At 72.5% G+C, this 22,543-nt stretch carries 22 protein-coding genes, 1 pseudogene and 1 riboswitch; of the genes and pseudogenes, 9 read left to right on the top strand and 14 right to left on the bottom strand.

Annotation, left to right across the window (positions count from 1 at the left end; genetic code table 11):
* Positions 1 to 98: 98 nt before the first annotated feature.
* From BXY45_RS08730 to BXY45_RS08720, 3 genes are all read right to left on the bottom strand, one after another.
* Complete coding sequence (locus BXY45_RS08730; RefSeq protein ID WP_170131397.1) at positions 99 to 1,388, bottom strand: acyltransferase family protein; 1,290 nt, start codon at positions 1,386 to 1,388, stop codon at positions 99 to 101.
* A gap of 106 nt (positions 1,389 to 1,494) precedes the next feature.
* Positions 1,495 to 2,505, bottom strand: a complete 1,011-nt coding sequence (locus BXY45_RS08725) for a M48 family metalloprotease (RefSeq protein WP_109773954.1) — start codon at positions 2,503 to 2,505, stop codon at positions 1,495 to 1,497.
* 15 nt (positions 2,506 to 2,520) lie between these two features.
* Complete coding sequence (locus BXY45_RS08720; RefSeq protein WP_109773953.1) at positions 2,521 to 2,892, bottom strand: BlaI/MecI/CopY family transcriptional regulator; 372 nt, start codon at positions 2,890 to 2,892, stop codon at positions 2,521 to 2,523.
* Between the two features lie 363 nt (positions 2,893 to 3,255).
* Positions 3,256 to 3,354: riboswitch (SAM riboswitch) on the top strand.
* Here BXY45_RS08720 and BXY45_RS08710 point away from each other — a divergent pair.
* From BXY45_RS08710 to BXY45_RS08700, 3 genes are all read left to right on the top strand, one after another.
* Entirely contained in the window at positions 3,348 to 4,187 is an 840-nt protein-coding gene (locus tag BXY45_RS08710) for an ABC transporter ATP-binding protein (protein ID WP_109773951.1), read from the top strand. Its footprint overlaps the riboswitch before it by 7 nt.
* 84 nt (positions 4,188 to 4,271) lie before the next feature.
* Positions 4,272 to 5,333, top strand: coding sequence for an aliphatic sulfonate ABC transporter substrate-binding protein (locus BXY45_RS08705; RefSeq protein ID WP_245961706.1), 1,062 nt, complete (start codon positions 4,272 to 4,274; stop codon positions 5,331 to 5,333).
* Positions 5,330 to 6,220, top strand: a complete 891-nt coding sequence (locus tag BXY45_RS08700) for an ABC transporter permease (RefSeq protein ID WP_109773950.1) — start codon at positions 5,330 to 5,332, stop codon at positions 6,218 to 6,220. The genes BXY45_RS08705 and BXY45_RS08700 overlap by 4 nt, the downstream gene beginning before the upstream one ends.
* A gap of 4 nt (positions 6,221 to 6,224) precedes the next feature.
* Here the strand turns inward: BXY45_RS08700 and BXY45_RS08695 are convergent, their stop codons facing one another.
* A complete protein-coding gene (locus tag BXY45_RS08695) occupies positions 6,225 to 6,671 on the bottom strand; it encodes a hypothetical protein (RefSeq protein ID WP_211319378.1) in 447 nt (148 codons plus the stop codon).
* Between the two features lie 78 nt (positions 6,672 to 6,749).
* On the opposite strand from BXY45_RS08695, the gene acs reads away from it, so the two are divergent.
* From acs to BXY45_RS08675, 4 genes are all read left to right on the top strand, one after another.
* Positions 6,750 to 8,822 (top strand): acetate--CoA ligase, encoded by a 2,073-nt coding sequence (gene acs / locus BXY45_RS08690; protein ID WP_109773949.1) that lies wholly within the window; start codon positions 6,750 to 6,752, stop codon positions 8,820 to 8,822.
* Between the two features lie 141 nt (positions 8,823 to 8,963).
* Positions 8,964 to 10,370: an O-acetylhomoserine aminocarboxypropyltransferase/cysteine synthase family protein gene (locus tag BXY45_RS08685; protein ID WP_109773948.1), complete on the top strand. Its 1,407-nt coding sequence runs from the start codon at positions 8,964 to 8,966 to the stop codon at positions 10,368 to 10,370.
* Positions 10,371 to 10,374: 4 nt separating this feature from the next.
* Positions 10,375 to 10,902, top strand: coding sequence for a CoA-binding protein (locus BXY45_RS08680; protein WP_172601933.1), 528 nt, complete (start codon positions 10,375 to 10,377; stop codon positions 10,900 to 10,902).
* A 113-nt stretch (positions 10,903 to 11,015) separates the two neighbouring features.
* A complete protein-coding gene (locus BXY45_RS08675; RefSeq protein ID WP_109773947.1) occupies positions 11,016 to 12,662 on the top strand; it encodes an FAD-dependent oxidoreductase in 1,647 nt (548 codons plus the stop codon).
* A gap of 87 nt (positions 12,663 to 12,749) precedes the next feature.
* Here BXY45_RS08675 and BXY45_RS08670 read toward each other — a convergent pair whose 3' ends face one another.
* Positions 12,750 to 13,805 carry an NAD(P)-dependent alcohol dehydrogenase gene (locus tag BXY45_RS08670; protein WP_281270567.1) on the bottom strand — a complete coding sequence of 352 codons (1,056 nt, stop codon included), beginning with the start codon at positions 13,803 to 13,805 and terminating at the stop codon, positions 12,750 to 12,752.
* Positions 13,806 to 13,915: 110 nt separating this feature from the next.
* On the opposite strand from BXY45_RS08670, the gene BXY45_RS08665 reads away from it, so the two are divergent.
* On the top strand, positions 13,916 to 15,199 hold the full coding sequence (locus tag BXY45_RS08665; protein WP_211319377.1) for an MFS transporter: 1,284 nt from the start codon (positions 13,916 to 13,918) through the stop codon (positions 15,197 to 15,199).
* Between the two features lie 29 nt (positions 15,200 to 15,228).
* On the opposite strand, the gene BXY45_RS08660 is transcribed toward BXY45_RS08665, so the two are convergent.
* From BXY45_RS08660 to BXY45_RS24830, 6 genes and pseudogenes are all read right to left on the bottom strand, one after another.
* The gene (locus BXY45_RS08660) at positions 15,229 to 16,413 is read right to left on the bottom strand and encodes a CU044_5270 family protein (protein ID WP_109773946.1); all 1,185 of its coding nucleotides are present in this window, start codon (positions 16,411 to 16,413) and stop codon (positions 15,229 to 15,231) included.
* Positions 16,410 to 16,955 (bottom strand): RNA polymerase sigma factor, encoded by a 546-nt coding sequence (locus BXY45_RS08655; protein ID WP_146211141.1) that lies wholly within the window; start codon positions 16,953 to 16,955, stop codon positions 16,410 to 16,412. Before BXY45_RS08655 ends, BXY45_RS08660 begins: the two co-directional genes overlap by 4 nt.
* A gap of 110 nt (positions 16,956 to 17,065) precedes the next feature.
* Entirely contained in the window at positions 17,066 to 17,434 is a 369-nt protein-coding gene (locus BXY45_RS08650) for a peptidase inhibitor family I36 protein (protein ID WP_109773944.1), read from the bottom strand.
* Positions 17,435 to 17,829: 395 nt separating this feature from the next.
* Positions 17,830 to 18,486 (bottom strand): ISAs1 family transposase, encoded by a 657-nt coding sequence (locus BXY45_RS08645; RefSeq protein WP_109773943.1) that lies wholly within the window; start codon positions 18,484 to 18,486, stop codon positions 17,830 to 17,832.
* The gene (locus BXY45_RS24170) at positions 18,486 to 19,061 is read right to left on the bottom strand and encodes a hypothetical protein (protein ID WP_245961705.1); all 576 of its coding nucleotides are present in this window, start codon (positions 19,059 to 19,061) and stop codon (positions 18,486 to 18,488) included. Before BXY45_RS24170 ends, BXY45_RS08645 begins: the two co-directional genes overlap by 1 nt.
* A 184-nt stretch (positions 19,062 to 19,245) precedes the next feature.
* Positions 19,246 to 19,503 (bottom strand): annotated as a pseudogene (locus BXY45_RS24830) (transposase family protein); the annotation flags it as partial.
* Between the two features lie 577 nt (positions 19,504 to 20,080).
* Here BXY45_RS24830 and BXY45_RS08630 point away from each other — a divergent pair.
* The gene (locus BXY45_RS08630) at positions 20,081 to 21,352 is read left to right on the top strand and encodes a transposase (RefSeq protein ID WP_109773940.1); all 1,272 of its coding nucleotides are present in this window, start codon (positions 20,081 to 20,083) and stop codon (positions 21,350 to 21,352) included.
* 72 nt (positions 21,353 to 21,424) lie between these two features.
* Here the strand turns inward: BXY45_RS08630 and BXY45_RS08625 are convergent, their stop codons facing one another.
* From BXY45_RS08625 to BXY45_RS24825, 3 genes are read right to left on the bottom strand one after another with little or no spacing between them, the layout of a single operon-like run.
* A complete protein-coding gene (locus BXY45_RS08625; protein ID WP_146211140.1) occupies positions 21,425 to 21,706 on the bottom strand; it encodes a hypothetical protein in 282 nt (93 codons plus the stop codon).
* Positions 21,703 to 21,954 (bottom strand): hypothetical protein, encoded by a 252-nt coding sequence (locus BXY45_RS08620; protein WP_109773938.1) that lies wholly within the window; start codon positions 21,952 to 21,954, stop codon positions 21,703 to 21,705. Before BXY45_RS08620 ends, BXY45_RS08625 begins: the two co-directional genes overlap by 4 nt.
* Positions 21,951 to 22,427, bottom strand: coding sequence for a transposase family protein (locus BXY45_RS24825; protein ID WP_170131396.1), 477 nt, complete (start codon positions 22,425 to 22,427; stop codon positions 21,951 to 21,953). Before BXY45_RS24825 ends, BXY45_RS08620 begins: the two co-directional genes overlap by 4 nt.
* Positions 22,428 to 22,543: the final 116 nt, after the last annotated feature.

Raw genomic sequence — 22,543 nt, 5'->3', positions numbered from 1 at the left:
GGCGGGAGTCTGCTCCACCGCGGCGCCGCGCGGGAGCCCACCCTGCGATCTCACCCTTCCGAGACGAGTGGACAGGCAGTGACCCAGCGGACCCGGCCTCATGAGGCGGCGATGGCGAGCACCGAGGCCGCGACCCCGAGAGCCGTGGCGACAGCGCCCAGGACGAGCCCTCGCCGTGCGCCTGCGAAGCGCGGAGACGTGCGGAACGGCTGCTCGACGACGACGAGCGTGAGCGCGGCCAGGGGCCCGGCCACGAGCAGCTCCAGGGCGAGCAGCGCGGGCCAGCCCGAGACGCCGAGGGCCTCCCCGGCGAAGACCACGGGCACGTGCCACAGGTACCAGGAGTACGAGGCCCGCCCCGCCCAGCGCACGGGCCGGGCGGACAACAGGCGAGCAGCGCCCACTGGTCGGGCACCCACGCCGTCGTCACCCTGACCCGAAGCGCCCGTCAGCCCCGGGATGCCCGCCGCGATGAGCGCGACCGTGCCCAGGGTGGGCACGAGGGCCGCCCAGCCGGGGTAGGGGACGTCGTCCGTCCAGAGCGAGCTGGTGAGCACCACGGCGAGTGCGGCCCAGCTGACGGCGGGCGCCCACCGCCGCAGGTGCCGCCTCTGCGACGTACCGGTGCTCCACCACTGCAGCCGGGGCACGGCCAGCGCGAGCAGGGCGCCGGCCGCCAGCTGCCAGGCGCGCGTGGGCGTGCCCAGGTAGGCGAGGGTCGGCAGGACCGGGGTGAGCAGCACCGAGCAGGCCAGCGACACGACGGCGACGGCGCCTGCGGCCACCGCGAGCGCCCGCCGTATCGAGGTGCCACCCGGCCCGTCAGATGACCTGCCACGGCGCCGAGCGGCGGCGAGCGCCAGGAGCACCAGCGGCGGCCAGAGCAGGTAGAACTGCTCCTCCACCGCCAGCGACCAGTAGTGCAGCAGCGGGCTGGCGGCGGCGTCGGGGTGCAGGTCCATCGGGTCGGCCAGGGCCGAGCGCCAGTTGGCCAGCTGCAGGGCCGCGGCCAGGCCGTCGCGCCCGGTGGTGGCGAGCTGGGCGGGCGCGAGGGCCGCCGTCGTCGTCAGGGTGGCGAGGAGGACGACGACGGCCGCCGGCAGGATCCTGCGGGCACGCCGGGCGTAGAACCCCGCGAGGTCGAGGCGGCCGGTGCGCTCGACCTCGCGCACCAGCAGCCCGGTGATGAGGAAGCCGGAGATGACGAAGAAGACGTCGACGCCGAGGCGGCCGCCCCCTGATCCCGGGACTCCGGCGTGGAAGAGCAGGACCAGACCCAGGGCGACGGCGCGCAGGCCCTCGACGTCCGGGCGGAAGCCGCTGCGCGTGGGCGCCGACTGAACGGCCGGTGAGGTGGCCGCCGAGCGGGCGGGGACGTGGTGGACCACGCATCCTCCGATCTCCTACTACTGAGAACGTAGTAGGAGATCGGAGATAGAGCATCTACGGCGCTCTGCCGAACGGGTAATGGCGGTAACTCGCCGTGAGCGACCGTCAGCCCCTCGACGGCACCAGCTCCTCGAGAGCTCGGTGGCCCACCTGGTGGGCGAGCTCCACGGACGCCAGCCCGTGCTCGGTGTCCTGGCCGCCGCTGCGTACGTGCTGCAACACCTCCGCGGTGTCCTCCACCGCGTGCCCCCCGGCCGCGAGGAGCAGGGCCAGGCACACCGCCCCCAGCCCCAGCAGGGGCCGCCCGCGGCCGGGGCGGTGCGCCAGCAGCGCCCGCACCCTCCGTACGACGTCGCCCTCACCACCTGCGAGCGCGACGCTCGCCCAGGCGGGTCGCTCCTGCAGCGCAGTGCGCGCCAGGCCGGCGCGGGCCACTGCACGCGCCACGAGCGGCCGATCACCGCCGAGCTCGGCCGCGGCGGACTCGTCGGCCCACCGCTCGCTGGCGTACCGCACCGCGGCGGGCACCCCGAGCAGCAGCAGGTCGATCGCGGCCGCCCATGCGGTGGCTGCGCGGAGCAGGTCGTGGTGGTCACGCAGGTGGGCCCGCTCGTGGGCCAGCAGCGCCGCCTGTTCGCCAGCGGGAAGCGCCTCGAGCAGCGCCCGTGAGACGACGACCCGTCCGCCGCGCGTCGGCAGGGCGAACGCCTCCGCGCCGTCATCGACGACGACGACCCCGCCGACCTGCCCGCCCAGCCGGGAGCACAGGTCGTCAGCGGCGCGCAGGGCCCGGTTGCGCCGACGGCGCAGCAGTCGCACCCGCACCACGGCGACCGCGAGCAGCGCCACGGCCAGCAGGGACGCCTGCCAGGGCACCGGAACGTGGTGGGCGAAGCGCGCGGGGTCGTAGCCGAGGGCCGCGGCGACGGAAGGCTGCTGCGCGACCAGCACGAGCAGGTGCAGGGCCAGGACCAGCGCTGTGGTCACGGCGCACCCGACGGCGCACGCGACGAGCACCATGACCGCCGCCCTCGGCGGGCAGCGGTGGGCCACGGCGCGCGCGACGAGGGTCAGCAGGAGGCTCGCCACCAGGGGCGCCTGCATCGCGTAGAGCACGCCGACCGCCCGCCCTCAGCCGCGGCGTTCGGCGTCGCGCAGCAGCCGTTCCAGCACCGGCACGTCTTCGGGGGGCAGGTCACCGACGAAGCGGGCCAGGACGGCGTCGCGCCGGTCGCTGGCCTCGAGCGCCTGCCGCATGCGCGCCGCGGCCACCTCGGCGGCGTCGGCCACCCAGTAGCGGTGGGCGCGCCCGTCGCGCTCACGCGCGAGGAGGCCCTTCTCGTGCAGACGCACCAGCGTGGTCATCACCGTGGTGTAGGCGAGGTCGGCGCTGATCCGCTCGCGCACCTCGGCCGGCGTCGACGGGGCTCCCGCGGCGGTCAGGGCCGCGAGCACCTCGCGCTCGAGATCGCCTCGCGCACGCCGCGCCCCGCCCCCTGCCATCGAAGCATCATGCCTGCTCAGCAGCCCAGTCCTCCAGCGGAACGACCTGTGTGGTCGGGCCGTCGAGACTGGCGGCGTGCAACAGCGCCTCGAGAGAGGCGATGAGTTGCTCCGTCGCGGTGTCCACGTCCGGGAGGTTGTCCTCTCGGCGAGGGGGCTGTCCACCGCGGAGCACTCCGGTCGGGCGACACAGGGGGCCGCCCGGGGCACTGCCCTCCCCCGAGCGGAGGCCCAACTGTCACCGGCGGACCACAACGCGGTCACGCGCCCGGTGATCTGCACGGTGATCTGCACGGTGATCCGCCCCATCGTCCGCGCGGTCAGCGCGGGCAGGCACAGCTGACCGGCCCGTAAGATGGACGCCGACCATCCCGAGCGGCCGAGAGACCTGGCTCAGCGACGCCGCAGCAACCACCCGCGCACTCCAGCGCGGGCCGGTGCTACCGCCAGGACCGATGGAGGCTCTCGTGTCCAGCGCTGTCAGCGCACCCGCGTCCCGCGCCGGCTCCGCCGCCGCGCCGCGCGGCGCAGGTTCCCCCGTGGCGGTCCAGCTGCAGGGTGTGGGCCGCACCTTCGGCGACCACGTCGTCCTCGCTGACGTCGACCTCGACGTCGCCGCCGGCGAGGTGGTGGCGCTGCTCGGGCCGTCGGGCTGCGGCAAGTCGACGCTGCTGCGGGCCGTCGCCGGCCTCGACGCACCGAGCACGGGCAGCGTGCTGCTCGACGGCGCCCCCGTGCGCGACCACGACCCGCGCTGCGCCGTCGCCTTCCAGGAGCCCCGTCTCCTGCCGTGGCGCACGCTGGCCGGCAACACGGCCCTGGGCCTGCCGCCGGGTACCCCGAAGGCCGAGGGCCGAGAGCGCGTGGCCGCCCTCCTCGACGTCGTCGGCCTGGCCCGCTTCGCCGACCACCGCCCCCGCAGCGTGTCCGGGGGCATGGCGCAGCGTGCGGCGCTGGCACGGGCGCTGGCGCGCCGTCCCGGTGTCCTCGTGCTCGACGAGCCGTTCGCTGCGCTCGACGCGCTGACCCGGCTGACCATGCAGGACCTCCTGCTCGACGTGCTGGCAGCCACGCCCACCACGGTGCTGCTCGTCACGCACGACGTCGACGAGGCGCTGCACCTGGCCGACCGCGTCGTCGTCCTGGGGCGCCCCACCGGCGCTCCCCCCGAGCAGGGCGCGGGCGTGCTGCGCACCACCGAGGTCGAGCTGGCGCACCCGCGCGACCGTGGCGACGCACACCTGGCTTCCTTGCGCGCCGAGCTGCTCGAGCTACTCGGTGTGCCTCGCGCCTGACGGCGCACCGACCTCGCACCCGCATCACCCACCGCGCCGACGCCCAGTGCCGACGCCCTGCGCCGACCCCCTTGGAGTTCCACCGTGCCCAGCCACGTCCTGCCCAGCCAGCCCTCACGCCGGTCCCTGCTCGGCCTGCTCGCCCTTGCTCCCCTCGGCGCGGCTGGACTGGCCGCCTGCGCGCAGGGCGAGGACGCCTCCGGGGCTGCTCCCGCCGCGACCGGCGGCGCCTCCTCGGCAGGTCAGGCCGCCCGCACGCTGACCCTCGACTTCGCCACCTACAACCCGCTCAGCCTGGTCATCAGGGACCAGAAGTGGCTCGAGACCGAGCTCGGCGGCCAGGGCGTCACGGTGGAGTGGGTGCAGTCAGCAGGCTCGAACAAGGCCAACGAGTTCCTCCGCAACGGCAACATCCAGATCGGCTCCACCGCCGGGGCTGCTGCCCTGCTGGCGCGTTCCAACGGCTCGCCCATCAAGGTCGTCGATGTCTTCAGCCAGCCGAACTGGTCCGGCGTGGTGGTCGGCAAGGACTCTCCGCTCACCGACGTCGCAGCGCTGCGCGGCAAGCGCGTGGCCGCGACCACCGGCACCGACCCGTACTTCTTCCTCGTGCAGGCTCTCGAGACGGCCGGGCTGACCACGTCGGACGTGACGCTGGAGAACCTTCAGCACGCCGACGGCCGCTCCGCGCTCGATGCCGGCAACGTCGACGCCTGGGCCGGACTCGACCCGATCATGGCCGCTGCGCAGGCCGAGAGCGGCGCAAAGATCATCTACCAGAACATCGACTTCAACTCCTACGGCGTGCTCAACGCCCGCGAGGACTTCCTCGCCGAGCACCCCGACCTCGCTCAGGCCGTGGTGAACGCCTACGAGAAGGCCCGTGCGTGGGTACCTGCCAACCTCGACGCCGCTACCGCGCTGCTCGCCGAGGTCGCCGGCATCGACCCGCAGGTGGCCACCACCACGCTGGGACGCACCAAGCTCGACATCTCCCCCGTTCCCGGCGCCACGCAGCAAGCGGTGCTGGAGAAGATCGGCCCCCTCTTCGTGGCCAACGGTGACGTGCCCGACCAGGCCACGGTGGACAAGGCCCTCGGGAGCCTCTTCGAGCCGACCTACGCGCAGAAGGCCGACCCGTCGTGAGCGCCGACGCTGTCCCGCTGAGCGGTCGCAGCGCGCAGGCTCAAGGCCTCGGTGGCTCGGACGAGCCGTCCTCACCGCGGGGGCTGAGAGCGGGGTTCGGCCCGCGTCGCCCCGCTGCGAGTGGTGAACCAGGCACGCGCAAGCGGCTCTCCCCGTGGTGGGGGGCGCTGCTGCCGCTGGTGCTCCTCGGCGCGTGGCAGCTGGCCACGAGCACGGGCAACTACCCCGCCTCGCAGCTGCCCTCCCCCGCCGCCGTGGTGCGCGCGGCGGGCGACCTGTGGGAGCGCGGGCTGCTGCAGCAGCACATCGCCATCTCCGCGCAGCGCGTCTTCGTGGGCTTCGCCCTGGGCGCCGCCGCGGGCCTCGCGGTGGGCTCGCTGGTCGGGCTCTCCCGCTGGGCCGACGCCCTGCTCGGCTCGACCATCGGCGCGCTGCGCGCGGTGCCGTCACTGGCGTGGGTGCCGCTGCTCCTCCTGTGGATCGGCTTGGGTGAGCCACCCAAACTGACGCTCGTAGCCATCGGGGCGTTCTTCCCCGTGTTCACCACCACGGCGTCGGCGCTGCGCCACGTCGACGCCGGGCTCGTGGAGGCCGGCCGCGCCTACGGTCTGCGCGGAATCGCGCTGCTCACCCAGGTGCAGCTGCCCGCCGCCGTCCCGGCCGTCATCGCGGGACTGCGGCTGGCGCTGGCGCAGTCCTGGCTGTTCCTGGTGGCAGCGGAGCTGCTGGCCTCGTCCATCGGCCTGGGCTACCTGCTCACCGAGAGCGTCAACAACGGCCGCACCGACAGGATCTTCCTGGCCATCATCACCCTCGCAGTGCTCGGCAAGCTCAGCGACGCGGTGGTCGGGCTGTTCGAGCGCTGGGCGCTGCGGCGGTGGGCGTGAGGCGTCACACCGCTGCGAGCAGGGCTGCTACCGCCGCGACGGCAGCGCCCGCCAGCCGAGCAGCGTCGGCGCGCCGCAGCCGGCGCACCAGCGCCTCGGACCGACCCCTGCTGGCAAGCTGCCCGTGGGCCGGGCCTGCTGTCGTCGCCGTGATGAGGACGACGACGACGACCGCCGCCACGGCCAGCAGTGCTGCCACGCCCCGCCACCCTGTCGGCGCTCCGACCAGCAGCACCCACGCGCAGGCGATCGCCAGCGGGCCGTACACGAGGCCGACCACGGGCGTGATCCGCCTCCGATGGAGATCGTGCGCGCGGCGCCAGCGGCCCTCGCCCCGCCCGTCGCCGTCGTCGTCCTGCTCGGTGCCGTCCGCCAGCAGCACCGGGTAGACCAGCAGCGTCACCACCAGCTGGAAGCCCAGGTGCAGCGCGGTGGCTGCGACGAGCAGCACGATCGCCAGACTCTCCACGCCACCGCTCACACCCCACTGTCGCCCGTCACCCGCATCCCTGCCCGGAGGATCCGCCCCATGCCGCAGCCCGCGAGCGCCACGCTGACCACCCTGCTCGCCGAGGAGCGCACGTTCCCCGCGCCGGCAGCCGTCGCCGAGGTGGCCAACCTCGACGCTGCCACGGCGGAGGCCTGGCGGCAGCGCGGTGAGGACGACCCGGAGGGCTTTTGGGCGGAGCAGGCGGCACACCTGGACTGGGAGACGCCGTGGCACACGGTGCTCCAGTGGTCACCGCCGCAGTTCGGGGATGGCGCCGACCCCGCCGACCCTCTGGCGGAGCTGTCCGTGCCGTCGGCGCGGTGGTTCGACGGGGGCACCCTCAACGCCGCCGTGAACTGCCTCGACCGGCACGTCGCCGCGGGCCTCGGAGACCGGGCGGCCACGCACTTCGAGGGTGAGCGCGGCGACACCCGCACCATCACCTACGCCGACCTGCTCGCCGAGGTCAGCCGCGCCGCCAACGCGCTGACGGCGCTGGGGGTGGAGCCGGGTGACCGCGTGGTGCTGTACCTGCCGGTCATCCCTGAGACGCTCGTCACGGTGCTGGCGTGCGCGCGCATCGGGGCGGTGCACTCGCTGGTGTTCGGCGGCTTCTCCGCGGAGGCGCTGCGGTTCCGGGTGGCGGACACGACGGCGAAGGTCGTCGTCGCCACCGACGGGCAGTTCCGCCGCGGCAAGGCGGTGCCGGTGAAGGCCGCCGTCGACGAGGCCGTCGCTGGGCTCGACCACGTCGAGCACGTACTCGTCGTGCGCCGCACGGGCGAGGAGGCCTACGCCGGGGAGCCCATCCCCTGGGCCGAGGGCCGCGACGTGTGGTGGCACGAGACCGTCGAGGTGGCCGAGCCCGTCCACGAGGCCGTCGCCTTCCCCGCGGAGCACCCGCTCTTCATCATCTACACCTCCGGCTCGACCGGTAAGCCCAAGGGGCTGCTGCACACCACGGGCGGCTACCTCACGCACGCGCGGTACGCGCACTGGGCGCACTTCGACGCCCACCCCGAGACCGACGTCCATTGGTGCACCGCCGACCTCGCCTGGGTGACGGCCCACTCCTTCGCCATCTACGGGCCGCTGCTCAACGGGGTCACGCAGGTCATGTACGAGGGCGTGCCCGACTTCCCGGCCCCGGGCCGGCACTTCGAGATCATCGAGAAGTACCGCGCGACGACGTACTACACCGCGCCGACACTGATCCGGGCATGCATGACGTGGGGCGACGACGTGCCCGCCCGCTACGACCTGTCCTCGCTGAAGCTGCTGGGCAGCGTCGGGGAGCCCATCAACCCCGAGGTGTGGATGTGGTTCCGCGAGCACGTCGGCGGGGGCACCGCGCCCGTCGTCGACACGTGGTGGCAGTCCGAGACCGGCGCCACGGTGGTCGCTCCCCTGCCGGGTGCGACCACGCTCAAGCCGGGCTCGGCCACGCGGCCGCTGCCGGGCCTGGACGCCGCCGTCGTCGATGACACCGGCCGTGAGGTCGAGCCCGGGCAGGGCGGCTGGCTGGTGGTGCGGAAGCCGTGGCCGGGCATGGCCCGCACGGTCTGGGGCGACCCCGAGCGGTACCGCAACGCGTACTGGCGCCAGTTCGCCGTGCAGGGCTACTACGCCGCCGGTGACGGCGCCCGCTACGACGCCGACCGGTACCTGTGGCTGCTGGGCCGCCTCGACGACGTCGTCAACGTCTCCGGGCACCGACTGTCGACCACCGAGGTGGAGTCGGCGCTGGTGGCGCACCCCGACGTCGCCGAGGCCGGCGTGGTGGGCATCAGCGACGAGCTGACCGGCCAGGCGGTGGCGGCCTTCGTCATCCCGTCCCGCCGGGTGGTGCTCGACGACGACGACGCGCACCCCGCGTTGGAGGCGGCGCTGCGCGCCCAGGTGGCCACCGTCATCGGGCCGGTGGCCAAGCCCAAGCACGTCGTGGTGGTGCGCGACCTGCCCAAGACCCGCAGCGGCAAGATCATGCGGCGCATCCTCGGCGACCTGCTCGAGGGCAGGGCGCCGGGCGACACGACGTCGCTGTCCGACGAGCGCGCCGTGGACGCCGTCCGCGACGGCATCGCCGCCCGCCGCGCCCGCTCCGCCCCCTGACCCCCACCCCCTCCGCGACGATCAAGCACGTGAGCGTCACGCCCACAGGCTGCGGGCCTGGCGGGGTGGCGCTGGAGCGCTTGATCGTCGTCAAGGGAGTGGACAGACAGGCCCCACGACAGTCAGAGAGAGGATGGACGCATGAGCCAGGACACCCCCGGCGGCGCCGCCGTCGACCCGGAGACCGCCGGCCAGCAAGCCACCCCACAGGCCGTTCCCGGCGCGGTCTCCCCGGACCCGCTCGCCCAGCGGCCCAGCGGCGAGCGCACGTGGGGCTTCCGCACCCGCTCGCTGCACGCCGGCGGCACCCCCGACTCGGCGACCGGCGCCCGCGCCGTCCCGATCTACCAGACGACGTCGTTCGTGTTCGAGGACACCGCCGACGCCGCGAACCTCTTCAGCCTGCAGAAGTACGGGAACATCTACTCCCGCTTGGCCAACCCGACGGTGGCGGCGTTCGAGGAGCGCATCGCCTCCCTGGAGGGCGGCATCGGCGCCGTGGCCACCGCGTCCGGGATGAGCGCGGAGTTCATCACGCTCGCGGCGCTGGCCGGCGCGGGCGACCACATCGTCGCGAGCTCGCAGCTGTACGGCGGCACGGTGACGCTGCTCGACGTGACGCTGCGCCGCTTCGGCATCGACACGACGTTCGTAGCGGGCACCGACCCGGCCGACTACGCCGCCGCCATCAAGGACAACACCAAGGCCGTCTACACCGAGGTGGTGGCCAACCCCTCCGGCCAGGTCGCCGACCTCGCCGGTCTGGCCGCGGCGGCGCACGCCGCGGGTGTGCCGCTCGTGGTCGACTCCACGCTCACCCCGCCCTACCTCGTGCGGCCCATCGAGCACGGCGCCGACATCGTCATCCACTCCGCCACGAAGTTCCTCGGCGGGCACGGCACCACGCTGGGCGGCGTCGTCGTCGAGAGCGGTCGCTTCGACTGGGGCAGCGGTCGCTTCCCGCAGATGACCGAGCCGGTGCCCAGCTACAACGGCATCCGCTGGTGGCAGAACTTCGGCGAGTACGGCTTCCTCACCAAGCTGCGCTCGGAGCAGCTGCGCGACACCGGGCCCACGCTGAGCGCGCAGTCGGCGTTCCAGCTGCTGCAGGGCGTCGAGACGCTCGCTCCCCGCATGGAGGAGCACCTACGCAACGCCCGCGGCGTGGCCGAGTGGCTCGACCGGGACCCGCGCGTGGCTTGGGTGAACTGGGCCGGGCTGCCCTCGCACGTGCACTTCGAGCGGGCCAAGAAGTACCTGCCGCTGGGGCCGTCGTCGGTGTTCTCCTTCGGGGTGGCCGGTGACCGCGAGGCTGGACGCCGCTTCATCGAGGCGGTGCAGCTCGCCTCGCACTTGGCGAACGTCGGCGACACCCGCACCCTCGTCATCCACCCCGCGTCGACGACGCACCAGCAGCTGAGCGCCGAGCAGCTCGAAGCCGGCGGCGTGAAGCCGGAGCTGGTCCGCATCTCTGTCGGGCTCGAGGACCTCGACGACATCCTCTGGGACCTCGACCAGGCCCTGACCGCCGCTGTGAAGGAGGGCTAAGGCGATGACCCTGACCGTGGACACCACCCGCACCTGGGTGGGCCCGACCGCCCCCGAGCGCCTCGTGCTGCTGCGTGCGGCGAAGAGCATCGCCATCGTGGGCGCCTCGGAGAACCAGGCGCGCGCGAGCTTCTTCGTGTCGACGTACCTGCTCTCCAGCTCCCCCTACGACGTCTACTTCATCAACCCGCGCGCGAAGGAGATCCTCGGGCACCCCGTGTACCCGAGCCTCGACGCGCTGCCGGTGGTGCCGGACGTCGTGGATGTGTTCCGCAGGCACGACGACCTGCCGTCGGTGCTCGACGAGGTACTCGCTCTCCGGGACGCGAAGGGGGGCAGCACCTCGCCGTCGGTGCTGTGGCTCCAGCTGGGCTCCTGGCACGAGGACGTCGCCCGTCGCGCCGAGGCTGCGGGACTGTCCGTGGTCATGGATCGCTGCGTGAAGATCGAGCACGCGCGCTTCCACGGCGGGCTGCACCTGGCGGGCTTCGACACCGGCGTCATCTCCAGCCGGCGCCAGATCCGCGCCTGACCGCCCCCTCCTCGACGATCAAGGACGTTGTGCACGGTGACCGTGCACAACGTCCTTGATCGTCGAGGAGGGGTGGGTGCGTGAAGTGGGGACTGCCCGGGTAGGGGGTCGCCGTGGCTGAAGACACCGACACGACCCCCGACCTCACGCGCGGCGTCCCACTGCGCGACCTCCCCCTCGACGGCGTGCTCGCCGGCACCCTGGGCACGGGTGACGATGCCGAGCAGGTGCTGCTGACCCGCTTCGTCGACGACGACGCCCGCGACGGCCCAGTGCGCGTCTCCGCGGTCTCCGCGACGTGCACGCACGTCGGTGCGCCGCTGGCGAAGGGCTTGCGCACAGGGAACCTCGTGCGCTGCCCGTTCCACCACGCGTGCTTCGACCTGCGCTCGGGTGAGGCACTGCTGGCTCCGGCGTACGCGCCGCTGACGCGGTACTCCGTGGAGGTGAGCGGGGACGGCGACGACGCCGTCGTCCGCGTCATCGGCCCCGCGGAGGAGCCGGCGCCCGGCCCGGACGCCGCGGTCGCGCCGCGCGAAGGGGCGCTGCACCGCGTCGTCGTCGTCGGAGGTGGCGCCGCGGGATTCGCGGCGGTGGAACGGCTGCGCCGCGAGGGCTACGACGGCGAGCTGGTGCTCGTCTCCGCGGAGCCGCACCCACCCATCGACCGGACGCAGCTGAGCAAGTTCTACCTCGCGGGCGCCAAGCCGAAGGACGCGCTGCCGCTGCTGGGCACCGACTGGTACGCCGAGCACGGCGTCGAGCTGCGCCTGGCCAGCGAGGCCACGGTGCTCGACAAGGCCCAGAAGCGCCTCACGGTGCGCGGGCCCGACGGGGCGCCCACGGTCATGGGCTACGACGCGCTGGTGCTGGCGCCCGGCTCGGAGCCGGTGCGCCCGCCGCTGCCGGGCTTCACCCGTGACGACGTCCACGTGCTGCGCACCCTCGACGACGCCGATGCGCTGCTCGCCGTCGTCGGTGACTCCCCCGAGTCGCCCGGTACCCAGCGCAGGGCCGTGGTGCTCGGCGCCGGCTTCATCGGTCTGGAGGCCGCGGCGGTGCTGCGCGAGAAGGGCGTGGAGGTCACCGTCGTGGCGACGTCGCCGGTGCCGTTGGCGCGGCAGATGGGCGAGGACGTCGGCCGTGCCGTCCGCGCCGCGCACGAGTCGGAGGGAGTCGCGTTCGTCACCGGGCGCGCTGCCCGCTGGAACGACGGGGTGCTGGAGCTCGAGGACGGCTCGCGGGCGCCGGCCGAGGGCCGCGCGGACCTGCTGGTGGTCGGGGTGGGGGTGACGCCGCGACTCGACCTCGCCAAGAGCGCGGATCTCGCGATGGCCGGCGACGACGACGGCGGGGGCGTGCTCGTCGACGCGTGCGGGCGCACCTCGGCGCCGGGTGTCTGGGCCGCGGGTGATATCGCCGCCTGGCCGGACGCCACCACGGGCCGTCGTCGTCGGGTGGAGCACTGGGCGCAGGCGCAGCGGCAGGGGGCGGCGGCTGCGCTGGACATCCTCGGTCGCGGCGAGGAGGGCGGTCTGGCGGAGCCGGCGTTCTTCTGGACCAAGCAGTTCAGCCGCCAGTACCGCCTGGCCGGAGACGTGCCGGACCTCTCTGACGGCTCCGCGGAGGTGGACGGCTCCCTGACTGACGGCGACGCCGTGATCCGCTACCGCGACGCCGATGGCCGGGTCACCGCCGTCGCCGGCGTCGGTCGCGACCTCGAAGTGCTGCAGCTGGAAGAGGAGCTGCTCCGTCCCTGAAGGTGCTCCGGAAGCCCATGATCACGGGGAAGTGAACGTGCTCCGGAGGTCCATGATCACGGTGACCATGGACCTCCGGAGCAGCTGTCAGGCGGAGGGCGCCAGCGTCGCGGTGTCGATGACGAAGCGGTAGCGCACGTCGGAGTTCACGACGCGGTCCCACGCCTCGTCGATCTGGTCACCGGTGATGACCTCGACCTCGGCGCCGATGTGGTGCTCGGCGCAGAAGTCGAGCATCTCCTGGGTCTCCGCGATCGAGCCGATGTTGGAGCCGGCCAGGCTCTTGCGGCCCATGATCAGCGCTCCGGCCGGCACCTGGAACGGCTTGCTCGGCAGGCCCACGGTGCACAGCACGCCCTCGGGCTTGAGCGCGGCGATGTAGGGCTTGATGTCGACGTCGGCGGAGATCGTCGTGATGATGAGGTCGAAGGTGCCCTTGAGGGACTCCAGCGCACCCTCGTCACCGGTGGCGACGTAGTGGTCAGCGCCGAGGCGCAGGCCGTCCTCCTGCTTCTTGAGTGACTGCGACAGCACGGTCACCTCGGCGCCCATCGCGTGGGCGATCTTCACGCCCATGTGGCCGAGGCCGCCCATGCCGACGATGGCGACCTGCTTGCCGGGCCCGGCCTTCCAGTAACTCAGCGGCGAGTACAGCGTGATGCCGGCGCACAGCAGAGGCGCGGCGACGTCGAGGTCGATGCCCTCGGGGATGCGCAGCACGAAGTCTTCGTCGACGACGATCTTCTCGCTGTAGCCACCTTCGGTGGGGCGCCCGTCCTTGCCGATGGCGTTGTACGTACCGACATTGCCGTTCTGGCAGTTCTGCTCGCGGCCGGCCTGGCACTCGGAGCACTCGCGGCAGGAGTCGACCATGCAGCCGACGCCGACGCGGTCACCGACAGCGTGCTGGGTGACCTCGGAGCCGACCTCGGCGACGACGCCAGCGATCTCGTGCCCGGGGGTCAGCGGGTACAGCGTCTTGCCCCACTCGCCGCGAGCGGTGTGGATGTCGGAGTGGCAGATGCCGGCGTAGGCGATGTCGATGAGGACGTCCTTAGGGCCCAGGTCACGGCGCTCGATGGTGGCCGCCTGGAACGGCTCGCCGGGTCCGGCGGTGCTGCGGGCGTGCACGATGGTGGGCACGGGTCTCCTCCGTGGTCGAGGGTCGGGTTCCGTCACGAACGGTTGGGTTACCGAACCATCCTGGGGCCGGTTTGCGGGTCGCGCACGATGGGTCCTTAGCGTTGGTGCCCGTGATCCCTCCCGATCCCGGAGCCGACTCCGGTGGCAGCCCCGGAGCGGACGAGGGCTACCTGCCCGGCTCCTCCGGGTTGCGGCGGGCCTCGTGGGCGTTGTTCCTCGCCGGGGTCGCGGTGTTCGCGCTGCTCTACGCGCCGCAGCCACTGCTGCCGCTGCTGGCGTCGGACTTCTCCCAGACACCGGCGGCCGCCACCCTGGCGGTCTCGGCCACCACGGCGGCGCTGGCGGTCGGGCTCCTGGTCGCGGGGCCTGTCTCGGAACGCTTCGGGCGCACACGCCTCGTGCACAGCTCCCTCGTCCTGGCCAGCGTGCTCGGGCTGGTCGCGGTGCTCGCGCCAACGTGGGACTGGTTGGTCGCGCTGCGCGCCGTCCAAGGACTCGCGCTGGCCGGGCTGCCCGCCGTCGCCGTCGCCTACCTCCGAGAGGAGGTGCACCCGCTGGCCGCGGGCCGCGCGACCGGGCTGTACGTCGGCGGCAACGCCATCGGGGGGATGCTCGGCCGGCTGGTCTCCTCCGGGCTCGCCGAGCTCGGAGGGTGGAAGGCCGCGCAGGGCGGCGTCGCCGTCCTCGGACTGGTGTGCGCGGCGCTCGTGTGGTGGCTGCTGCCGCGCTCGCGGCGGTTCACCCCAGCGCCCGCGGGCCTGCGGGCGCTCGCGCACCGCACCCGCGGAGTGGTCACCGACCCGGCGCTGCTCGCGCTGTACGGGCTGTCGCTGACGCTCATGGGCTCCTTCGTGGCGGTGTGGAACGCCATCGGGTTCCGCCTCGAGGCTCCGCCGTACTCGCTGGGCCCGGCCGTCGCGGGGCTTGTCTTCACGGTCTACGCGCTCGGGTCGTACACGTCGGCGCAGGGCGGGCGGCTGGCTGATGCACTCGGCCGGCGCGTCGTCGTCCCCGTCTCGGTGGTGGTCATGGGTGTCGGGCTCGCCATCACGGTGGCGGCGCCACTGTGGGCCGTGATCGTGGGGATGGCGGTGTTCACCGCCGGGTTCTTCGCCGCGCACGGCGTGGCCAGCGGCTGGGTGGCCGCGCGCGCCGGGGCCGGTGGCCGGGCGACGGCGCAGGCGGCGTCCACGTACCTGTTCGCCTACTACGTCGGCTCGTCGCTGGGAGGCACCGGCGGCGGGGTCGCGTGGTCCGCCGGAGGGTGGTCCGCGGTGGTGCTGCTCGCAGGGGCGGCGGCGCTGGTGGCGCTGGTACTCACGGGCCTGCTGGCGCGAACGCGGCCGCTGCTGCCGCCGTCGTCGACCTCTCACCCCGCCCCCGGCGCCGGCTGAGCTGCGCCGCCGGGGTCCGTGGGCAACCGTCAGAAGGAGCGCGCGCCGCGCTCGACGGTGAAGTCGAGGACGACGGGCGCCGGGACCCCTCCCTCGGAGCCCGCTGTCAGCATCTGGTCCATGCCGAGGAAGGCACCGGTGGCGGGGTCTGCCATGAGCACCCACCGTTCGGTGCGGCCGCCCTGGGAGGTGTCCAGGACGACGGCGACACACGGGCGCCCCGCGCGGTCAGTGCCCGTTCCTGCGAGCTTCAGTCCGGGCTCGGCAGCCAGGACCTGCCACAGCGCAGCCTGGAGATCCGGAGGCAGCAGCTGGTAGGAGTACAGGGACGTGACGGCCTTCACCAGGCATACAGCGTCCTCGCCATCATCGCCGCCGGACGCGGCGGCCCCTTGCGCCGACGCGGCGAGGCAGTCGCCCCTCTGCACGAGGTCCCCTCGCAACGCCGTCGGGTCCCTCGGTAATGACGCCGGCAGCTGGAGGTCGAGGTAGCCGGGGGGAAACCGGTCAGTCTGGAGAGCAGGCCCGCCCGGAGGTGCGCTAGAGCCCGCGATGCCGCGCCCGTCAGGGGTCAGCGGAGTTCCCCGGTGGTCGACTCGGACGGCCGCGCCATCCGGGGTGACGGTGATGGTGGTCTCGAAGGGCACCACAGCGGCCCGAGGGTCCGAGGCGTCGGCCGAGGAGGACAACGCCCATTCCGAGCGGGTCAGTACGTACCCGCGGCTGCCGTCCACCGCGGGCTGTGCCGCGGCGCGCGAGGCCAGGGTGAGCAGCTCCGCGCGGGCGGGTTCGACATCGTCGAGGTCGGTGGAGACCGACACCTGGGAGAAGGTCAGGAGCGGCGGCGTGCCTGCCGCTGCGGACGGTGTACCCCCGGGCAAGACGGCGCTGACCACGACCGCCACCACCACTGTTGCGGCGACCAGTCCGGTCAGCAGCACCGGTCGCCGCAGCACCGAGCGGGGCGCTGCGGAACTGAGCGCTGCGGAACGGGCGCTGGTGGCCTTGCCCTCGGCCTCGGCTTGCCGAAGCCTCATGACTGCGTCGAAGCTGACGGCACGAGCCTGCGCTTCCAGCGCCGGATCAGGCGAGACGTTCGCGGCGAAGCCGCCGGCGGCGAGGTCCGCGCGCGCCTGAGCCGCTGCCTCGTCGGCGGCACGTCGCTGATCGGCTGACGCTTCACCGAACGCGCGTCGCAGCCGGCGGCGGTTCATGACCTGTCTCCCGCGGTGTCCTCATGCGGGGACTGCTGCAGGTCCGCCAGGTGCCTACGAGCGCGATGCAGGCGAGTGGTGACCGCCGTGATGCTCACGCCGAGCACCGCCGCTACCTGGGCCGGAGTGAGTCCCTCCCATGCGGTCAACGCCAACACCTCCTGGTCTCGTACCGGCAGTTGGTCCCACAGCCGCCGCGCGGCGTGGGTCTCCAGGACGTCGAGCGCCACGTCCTCCTCGACGACCGGCGCCCCGACCCCCAGCGCGGCACGCACCCTTGCCCCGATGGTGCGATGGCGCTCCTCTGCGGCCTGTGCCCGCAGCAACTGGCGGCGAGCCACCCCGAACACCCACGCCCGCTGCTCATCGGGTGGCTCAGGGATCTTGTGGCGGCCGGTCCACAGCGCCATGAACACCTCGGCCGTCACCTCCTCAGCCGTGGCGTGACTGGTACGGCGAGCGGCGAAGCGGTAGACCTCGTCGGCCATGGTCCGGTGGAGGGCATCGAACTGCGCCTCCTGCACCGATACCCACCCCGGCACCTCATAACTGCGCCCGATGGCGGGCCTGTCCGGACCGCAGCGTACGGAGTCCGACCGCCGCCCCCAGAGATGATCCGGCGTAAGGGTTCGATGGTCAGCACCATGGAACGTCAGCAACCGCTCGAGAGCAGCGTGATCGAGCCGGGGCTGGCCCGCCAGCCGCTGAGGGAGCTGACGGCCCGGCCAGGGCGGATGCACACGGCCGAACCGGTGCCGTTGCTGCCGGAGTGAAGCCTCACTGCTCCCGAGCGGTTCACGTACAACGACGAGTAGGTGCCACTGACGTTGATCACCGTGGAGGAGGAGGGGACCACCTGCATCCGCCCCTGGAACCCTGACTCCGGCCAGCGGCAGAGGCGACTCGAAGGGCAATCCTCTGTGCCCTGCACCGTGTAGGCACCGGCAGCAGGGGCTCCTGCGAGCAGCAGTGCGATCATGGCGATGGCGCCGGAAAGAAGGCGGAATCTGAGCTGAGTCATGCCCCCTCATGCGGAGGTCAGCGATGGCGATCACAAAACGCCCCAGTGATTCGCATCACAGTTCGGTGATGTCACGGCGAGCCCTCCTGGCCAGCGCCGCCCTGCTCACCACAGCGTGCGGCTCCAACACCGTTCATTCGGCACCGGCACCGGCGACGGCGCAGGGGGCGGCCTCATCTGCTTCGACGCAAGCCCCGCTGCGGACGTTGCCGGCTCCTTTCACCGGAGAGCCTCCGCGGGTGGTCATCCTGCGCGACACACCGCCGTCGAGCACGGTTGACGGCCGCTGGCAGGCCGGGATCACCGCGCAGGCAACAGCAGCCCACCTCGATGCCTTCGTGGACCGCTCAGCCACAGACGGCCCGACCCTCCAGGGTCGCCGCATAGTCGCGTGATCATGCTGATGAGCTGGCCGGTAAGGGGTCCGACAGGAGCCCGAAGGTGTGCAACGCCAGCGTCGGTACCAGCTGATGCTCGTCTTGGGCGGCTTCCATGTTCGTCCACCCCGCCAACCGATGGGCGTTCAACGCCAAGGTGTTGAACGCGGCCAGGTTCGCCGGGCCGTTGCGCCGCCGCACCCGGCAGGCGTCCTGGCCCCAGGTCACGTCCTTGATCCAATGCAGGCGCACCTCGATACCCCAATGATCTTGCACCCAGGTTGCCAGCAACGCCGGGTCCACCTGCCCCGCCCCCAACGAGGTGATCACGTAGACGGTGCGGACCTGCCAGCGGCCGTTGACCTTGCGCCGGCGCACGATCTTGGCGGCCTGCACCGCACCGGGGTAGAACCCACCCCGACGTGCGTAGGCGGCGTCGCGGGAAGCGGCCAGGTCGATGACGCGGATGGTGCGGGTCTCGGCCCGACCATGCCCGACGCTGATCACTTTGGCTGCCTCAGGAACGGCCGACCACGGCAGCGCCTTGAGGCGGTCATGGACGGTGCCGGCGTTGCCTTTGATCCGCAGCAGGTACTCCCAGCCGATGGCGAGGATGTGTCCGGCCAGGTCACGGCAGGTGAAGCCGGCATCGCCGGTGATGACAGTGCCCTTCATCAGGCCCGGTCGGCGAGGTCGTCGATCAACACGCGGGCGGCGGCGACCTCCCCGCCCTTGCCGGAACGGTCACTGCCGTCACGGCAGGCAGCTGTGCAGGCCGCAGGGTCGACCTGGGAGTGCTCGTCGGTGCTCACGTCGGCGTCGACCTGCGGGTCCTCCCGCTGTGAGCTGGACTCCGTGCTCGTCGTGCTCGTCGCAGTGTGTGCGTGGGTGTTGTGGGCGCCGGTGGCCACCTGGCCCAGGGTCAAGCCGCTGGCGTGCTCGTAGGCCGAGACGATGTGCACCCGCCCGTCCGGGCCGGTGTTCTGCGTGCCCGACCCCCGAGCGGTCTGGCCGTCCATGCTGATGACCATCCGGCGGGCATTGACCGGCACGAACGGCCGCGTACCAGCGCCCGTGCCAGTACCACTGCTGGTGCTGGTGCTGGTGTTTGTGCTGGTGGGGGCACCAACGCTGGTGCCGTTCAGGCCGAGAGCAACAGCTCGGGCGGCGGCCAGGGAGGCGATGGTCCAGGTCGCCAGCATCCCCGCCAGCTCCCCGGCGGGGATGTCGGCGATGGTGCGGGCGAACACATCCTGGCTCGGCATCGCCCCGGGGGGCGGTGACGTTCTTGCCGCCCTTGCCCTTGCTGCCCTTGCGGCGAGAACGACGGACACCACCGACACCACCGCCGCTGAGGTCGTCCTGGGGTTCTGGGGGGATCCATCCTTCGGCGATCAGCGCGGCGCGGATGGCGGGGCCACGCACCGCGGCGTAGCGAGCGATCGAGACCCACCTGTTCTTGCCGGCCAGCACCGCGCACGCCGTCACCACCACGATCAAGATGAAGGGGTGGCGCACCCCTCGGGGGTCACGAGGGTCGACCAGGGTGGCTGCGGCAGCGGCCAGGGAGGACACCGCGACGCGGTTGGCGCGTCCCAACGCTGCTGCCAAGGCTTTCAGCTCGGCTTTGCCGAGCGCGGCCAGGGCGTCGTGCACAGCGGTGAGGTCCTCGGGGCCGCGTTCGAGCTGCATCAGCAGCGAAGAGTGCGCCGAGGTCGCGGGTTCGGTGCGGGCGTCGGTGACCAGCGCAGCCAGCGACTCCGGCAGTACATCGACGGCGTGATCGACGGCGTGATCGACACGGTCGGCAGCGTGCCCGGCAGGGTGCTCGAGATGGTGGTTGGCGACGTGGTGGACGGTGCTGACCGGTGTGGGGTGGTCGATCACCGCGGCAGTCGGGGAAGATGCCATGCGGGTCCGGGCTCTCTTGGTGGGACTGGTCTAGACACCCACATCCTCACCCCAGGGTCCGGACCCTTCTGCGAGCGGCATCCCCGCAGTTCAAACGCCCAGGTCACGCACCGTATTCGCGACTATGCGGTGACCCTGCCGAGGTGGCCCGTGTCCGCGTTCCCATCTTCCCATGTCCTGCCTGCCCTGAGTGCTCTCCCCGCCGACGTCCTGCCCACCCTGGAGGAGGTCAGCGCCGCTGACGCGCACCTGCTCGTAGCTGAGCTGGCCGCCGACGCCTTGAAGATCGACGGCCGCAGCCGCCAAGGGCTTCGTCCGCGTTGCGTTACCGATCCTGGTTCTGGCGATCTGGGCCGTCATGGGCGGAGCGAGGTCGTTCGCCGCCATCGCTGACGCTGCTGAAGACGCCGCCGAGAAGCTGATCGACGTCATCGGGCTGTGTCACCCACGCTGGGGGTTGCCGCACCGCTCCACCATCCGCCGGGTGCTGATCGCGGCCGGCGCCCCGGCGCTGGAAGCAGCGCTGCGGCGGTGGGCGACCCGGCGGATGCTGGCCCACGCCCAAGCTCGCACCGCACAGCTGCGCCGCCGCCCGGGCACAGCCACCGAGATGGCGTGGGCCACCAATGCGTTCGCCCTGGACGGCAAGGTCGCCACGGGTTCAGCCCACCCCGAGCCCGTCGAGCAGCCCGTCGGCGCGGCTGATGACCAGCCCAGCCAGGAGCCCGCCCAGGAGCAGGAGCAGGCGGCGCGCACGGTGCGGGCCGCGTTCGTGTCAGTCCTGCACGTGGACTCCGGCATCACCATCACCCAGAGCGCCATCGAAGGCGGCGATGAGGTCGCCGCCGCCCAGGCCGCACTGGAAGACCTCGCCGCAGCGGTTGACCTGCGCGGATGCGTCATCACCGCTGACGCTCGGCACACCGTGCGCGCCACCGCCACCCAGATCCTGGGCTACGGCGCGCACTACGTGTTCGCGGTGAAGGCGAACACCCCCACGCTGTATGACCTGCTGGCTGAGCAGCCGTGGGTGGCGATCCCGCCGGCCCCCGGGCAGGCAGGCGGTGGACGTGAACGCGGCCATGCCCGTAAGGAGTCCCGCTCGATCAAGGTCTTGGGTTGCACCGAGGAGCAGCTGGCCGAGTTGCGCAAGGCGATCCCCGGCGCGACGCAGATGCTGCAGATGACCCGGACCCGTACCACCCTTGCCGACACCCCGGTGCCGCGTCCGCGCACCGCCCGCAAACCCAAGAAGGGCAAGGGCAAGGCCGCCTCCAAGGCGTGCAAGACCAGCAAGACACCCAAGAGCACGACGCCCAAGAAGACCAAGGTGCGTGAGGTGGTCTACTACGTCACCTCGATGGACCACACCACGGCGACACCGGCGGCGTTGGCGGCGTGGATCCGTGGTCACTGGACGATCGAGAACCGCGTCCATCACGTGAGGGATGTAACTCTGGGTGAGGACGCCTCGCGGGTGCGGACGGGTTCGGGACCGCAGGTGATGGCCGCGATCCGCAACACGGTGATCTCGTTGGCCCGGCTGTTCGGCAGGTCGAACGTCGCCCGTACGACCCGTCGATGGTGCCGCCGCGAGGAGGAAGCCCTCGCCGTGTTACTGGCCGCATGAGCTGCCCACTGGCTCACAGCAGGGCAGGCCGAGGCTGGCCCGCCGAGGCGCATCAGTGCAGGTCACACACAGTTATTGCGACCTTGCACTGGCCCTGGGGGAAGAACTCCACCACGCCGTAGCCGGGCGGTCGAGGATGTTCTCGATGCTCATCACGTAGACCGTCCGGGTCTCGCGGCGGCCGTGGCCGACCTCGCGGATGCGCTCCCCAACAGGGACATCAGCCCAGTTCAGCGCCTTCAATCGGGCCAGCAGGATGGGCTGGTTGCCCTTCGCTGTGAAGATCCAGTCCGCTCCGGCGGCGTGCAGGTAGTCGGCATGGGATCGCTGGGCGTGCAGCGCATCCATCGTCACCACCGCCCCCGCGAGCAGCCCACGTTCGTGCAGTTCTCCAGAACGTGACGTGCGGTGGCGATCTCTCCGCCCTTGCCCTCACTCATGTCGCCCTCTGCCTGCCCGAGGACGACGCCGGCTTCGACGACCAGGGCGGCGACCAGGGCGGCGACCAGGTGGATGCGGCCGCCGCCGGCGGCGGCCGCATCGGCTTCGGGGGTGCCGCGGGCAGCCGAGCCGCGGCGGGTCTTCCCGTCCAGCGCGATCACCCTGGTCGCCTCGGCGCGGGGCAGCAGCAGCCGGGTGGGGTCAAGGCGCGTCGTCGGACGGCCAGGTGGCGGGCAGCCCACGAGCACAAGGCCGCTTCCAGGGCAGGGGCATCGATGCTGCTCAGGAGCCTGCAGATCGTGGACTCGCATGGCAGACGCCGACATGAGTGAACGTCGTTCCACCCCAGCGCGTCCAGGACCGCCGGTCCGCTGTGGCTGACCCATTCGGCGATGGCGACGTAGAAGGAGTGCTGAGCGAGCACCGCGCAGCACGCCAGCAGCAGCACGACGAGTAGTTGGTGGCGTACTCCTCGGGCGCGGCGTGGGTCGGGCAGGGCGGCGAGGGCTTCCTGCAGCGAGGGGGCCTGGTCGGCAGGGTTGACCGGGTCGGCGAAGCGAGTGGCGGACGAGGTGGCAGCGCTGGCCAGTCTGGTCGGCAACGTGGACTGCCGGTGGTCGCTGGCCGCAGTCACGTCCCGTGAAGTGGTGTAAATCCCGGAGCCGCTCCCGATGATCAACGGGCCGTCCACATCGACGGCTCGCAAAGATCAAGTTGAGCGGTCACCGCGCGATGTCAGTGAGAACCGAC

The organism is Quadrisphaera granulorum (genome assembly GCF_003149145.1).
GTDB classification, from domain to species: domain Bacteria; phylum Actinomycetota; class Actinomycetes; order Actinomycetales; family Quadrisphaeraceae; genus Quadrisphaera; species Quadrisphaera granulorum.
This window is presented reverse-complemented; position numbering and strand designations above follow the sequence as displayed.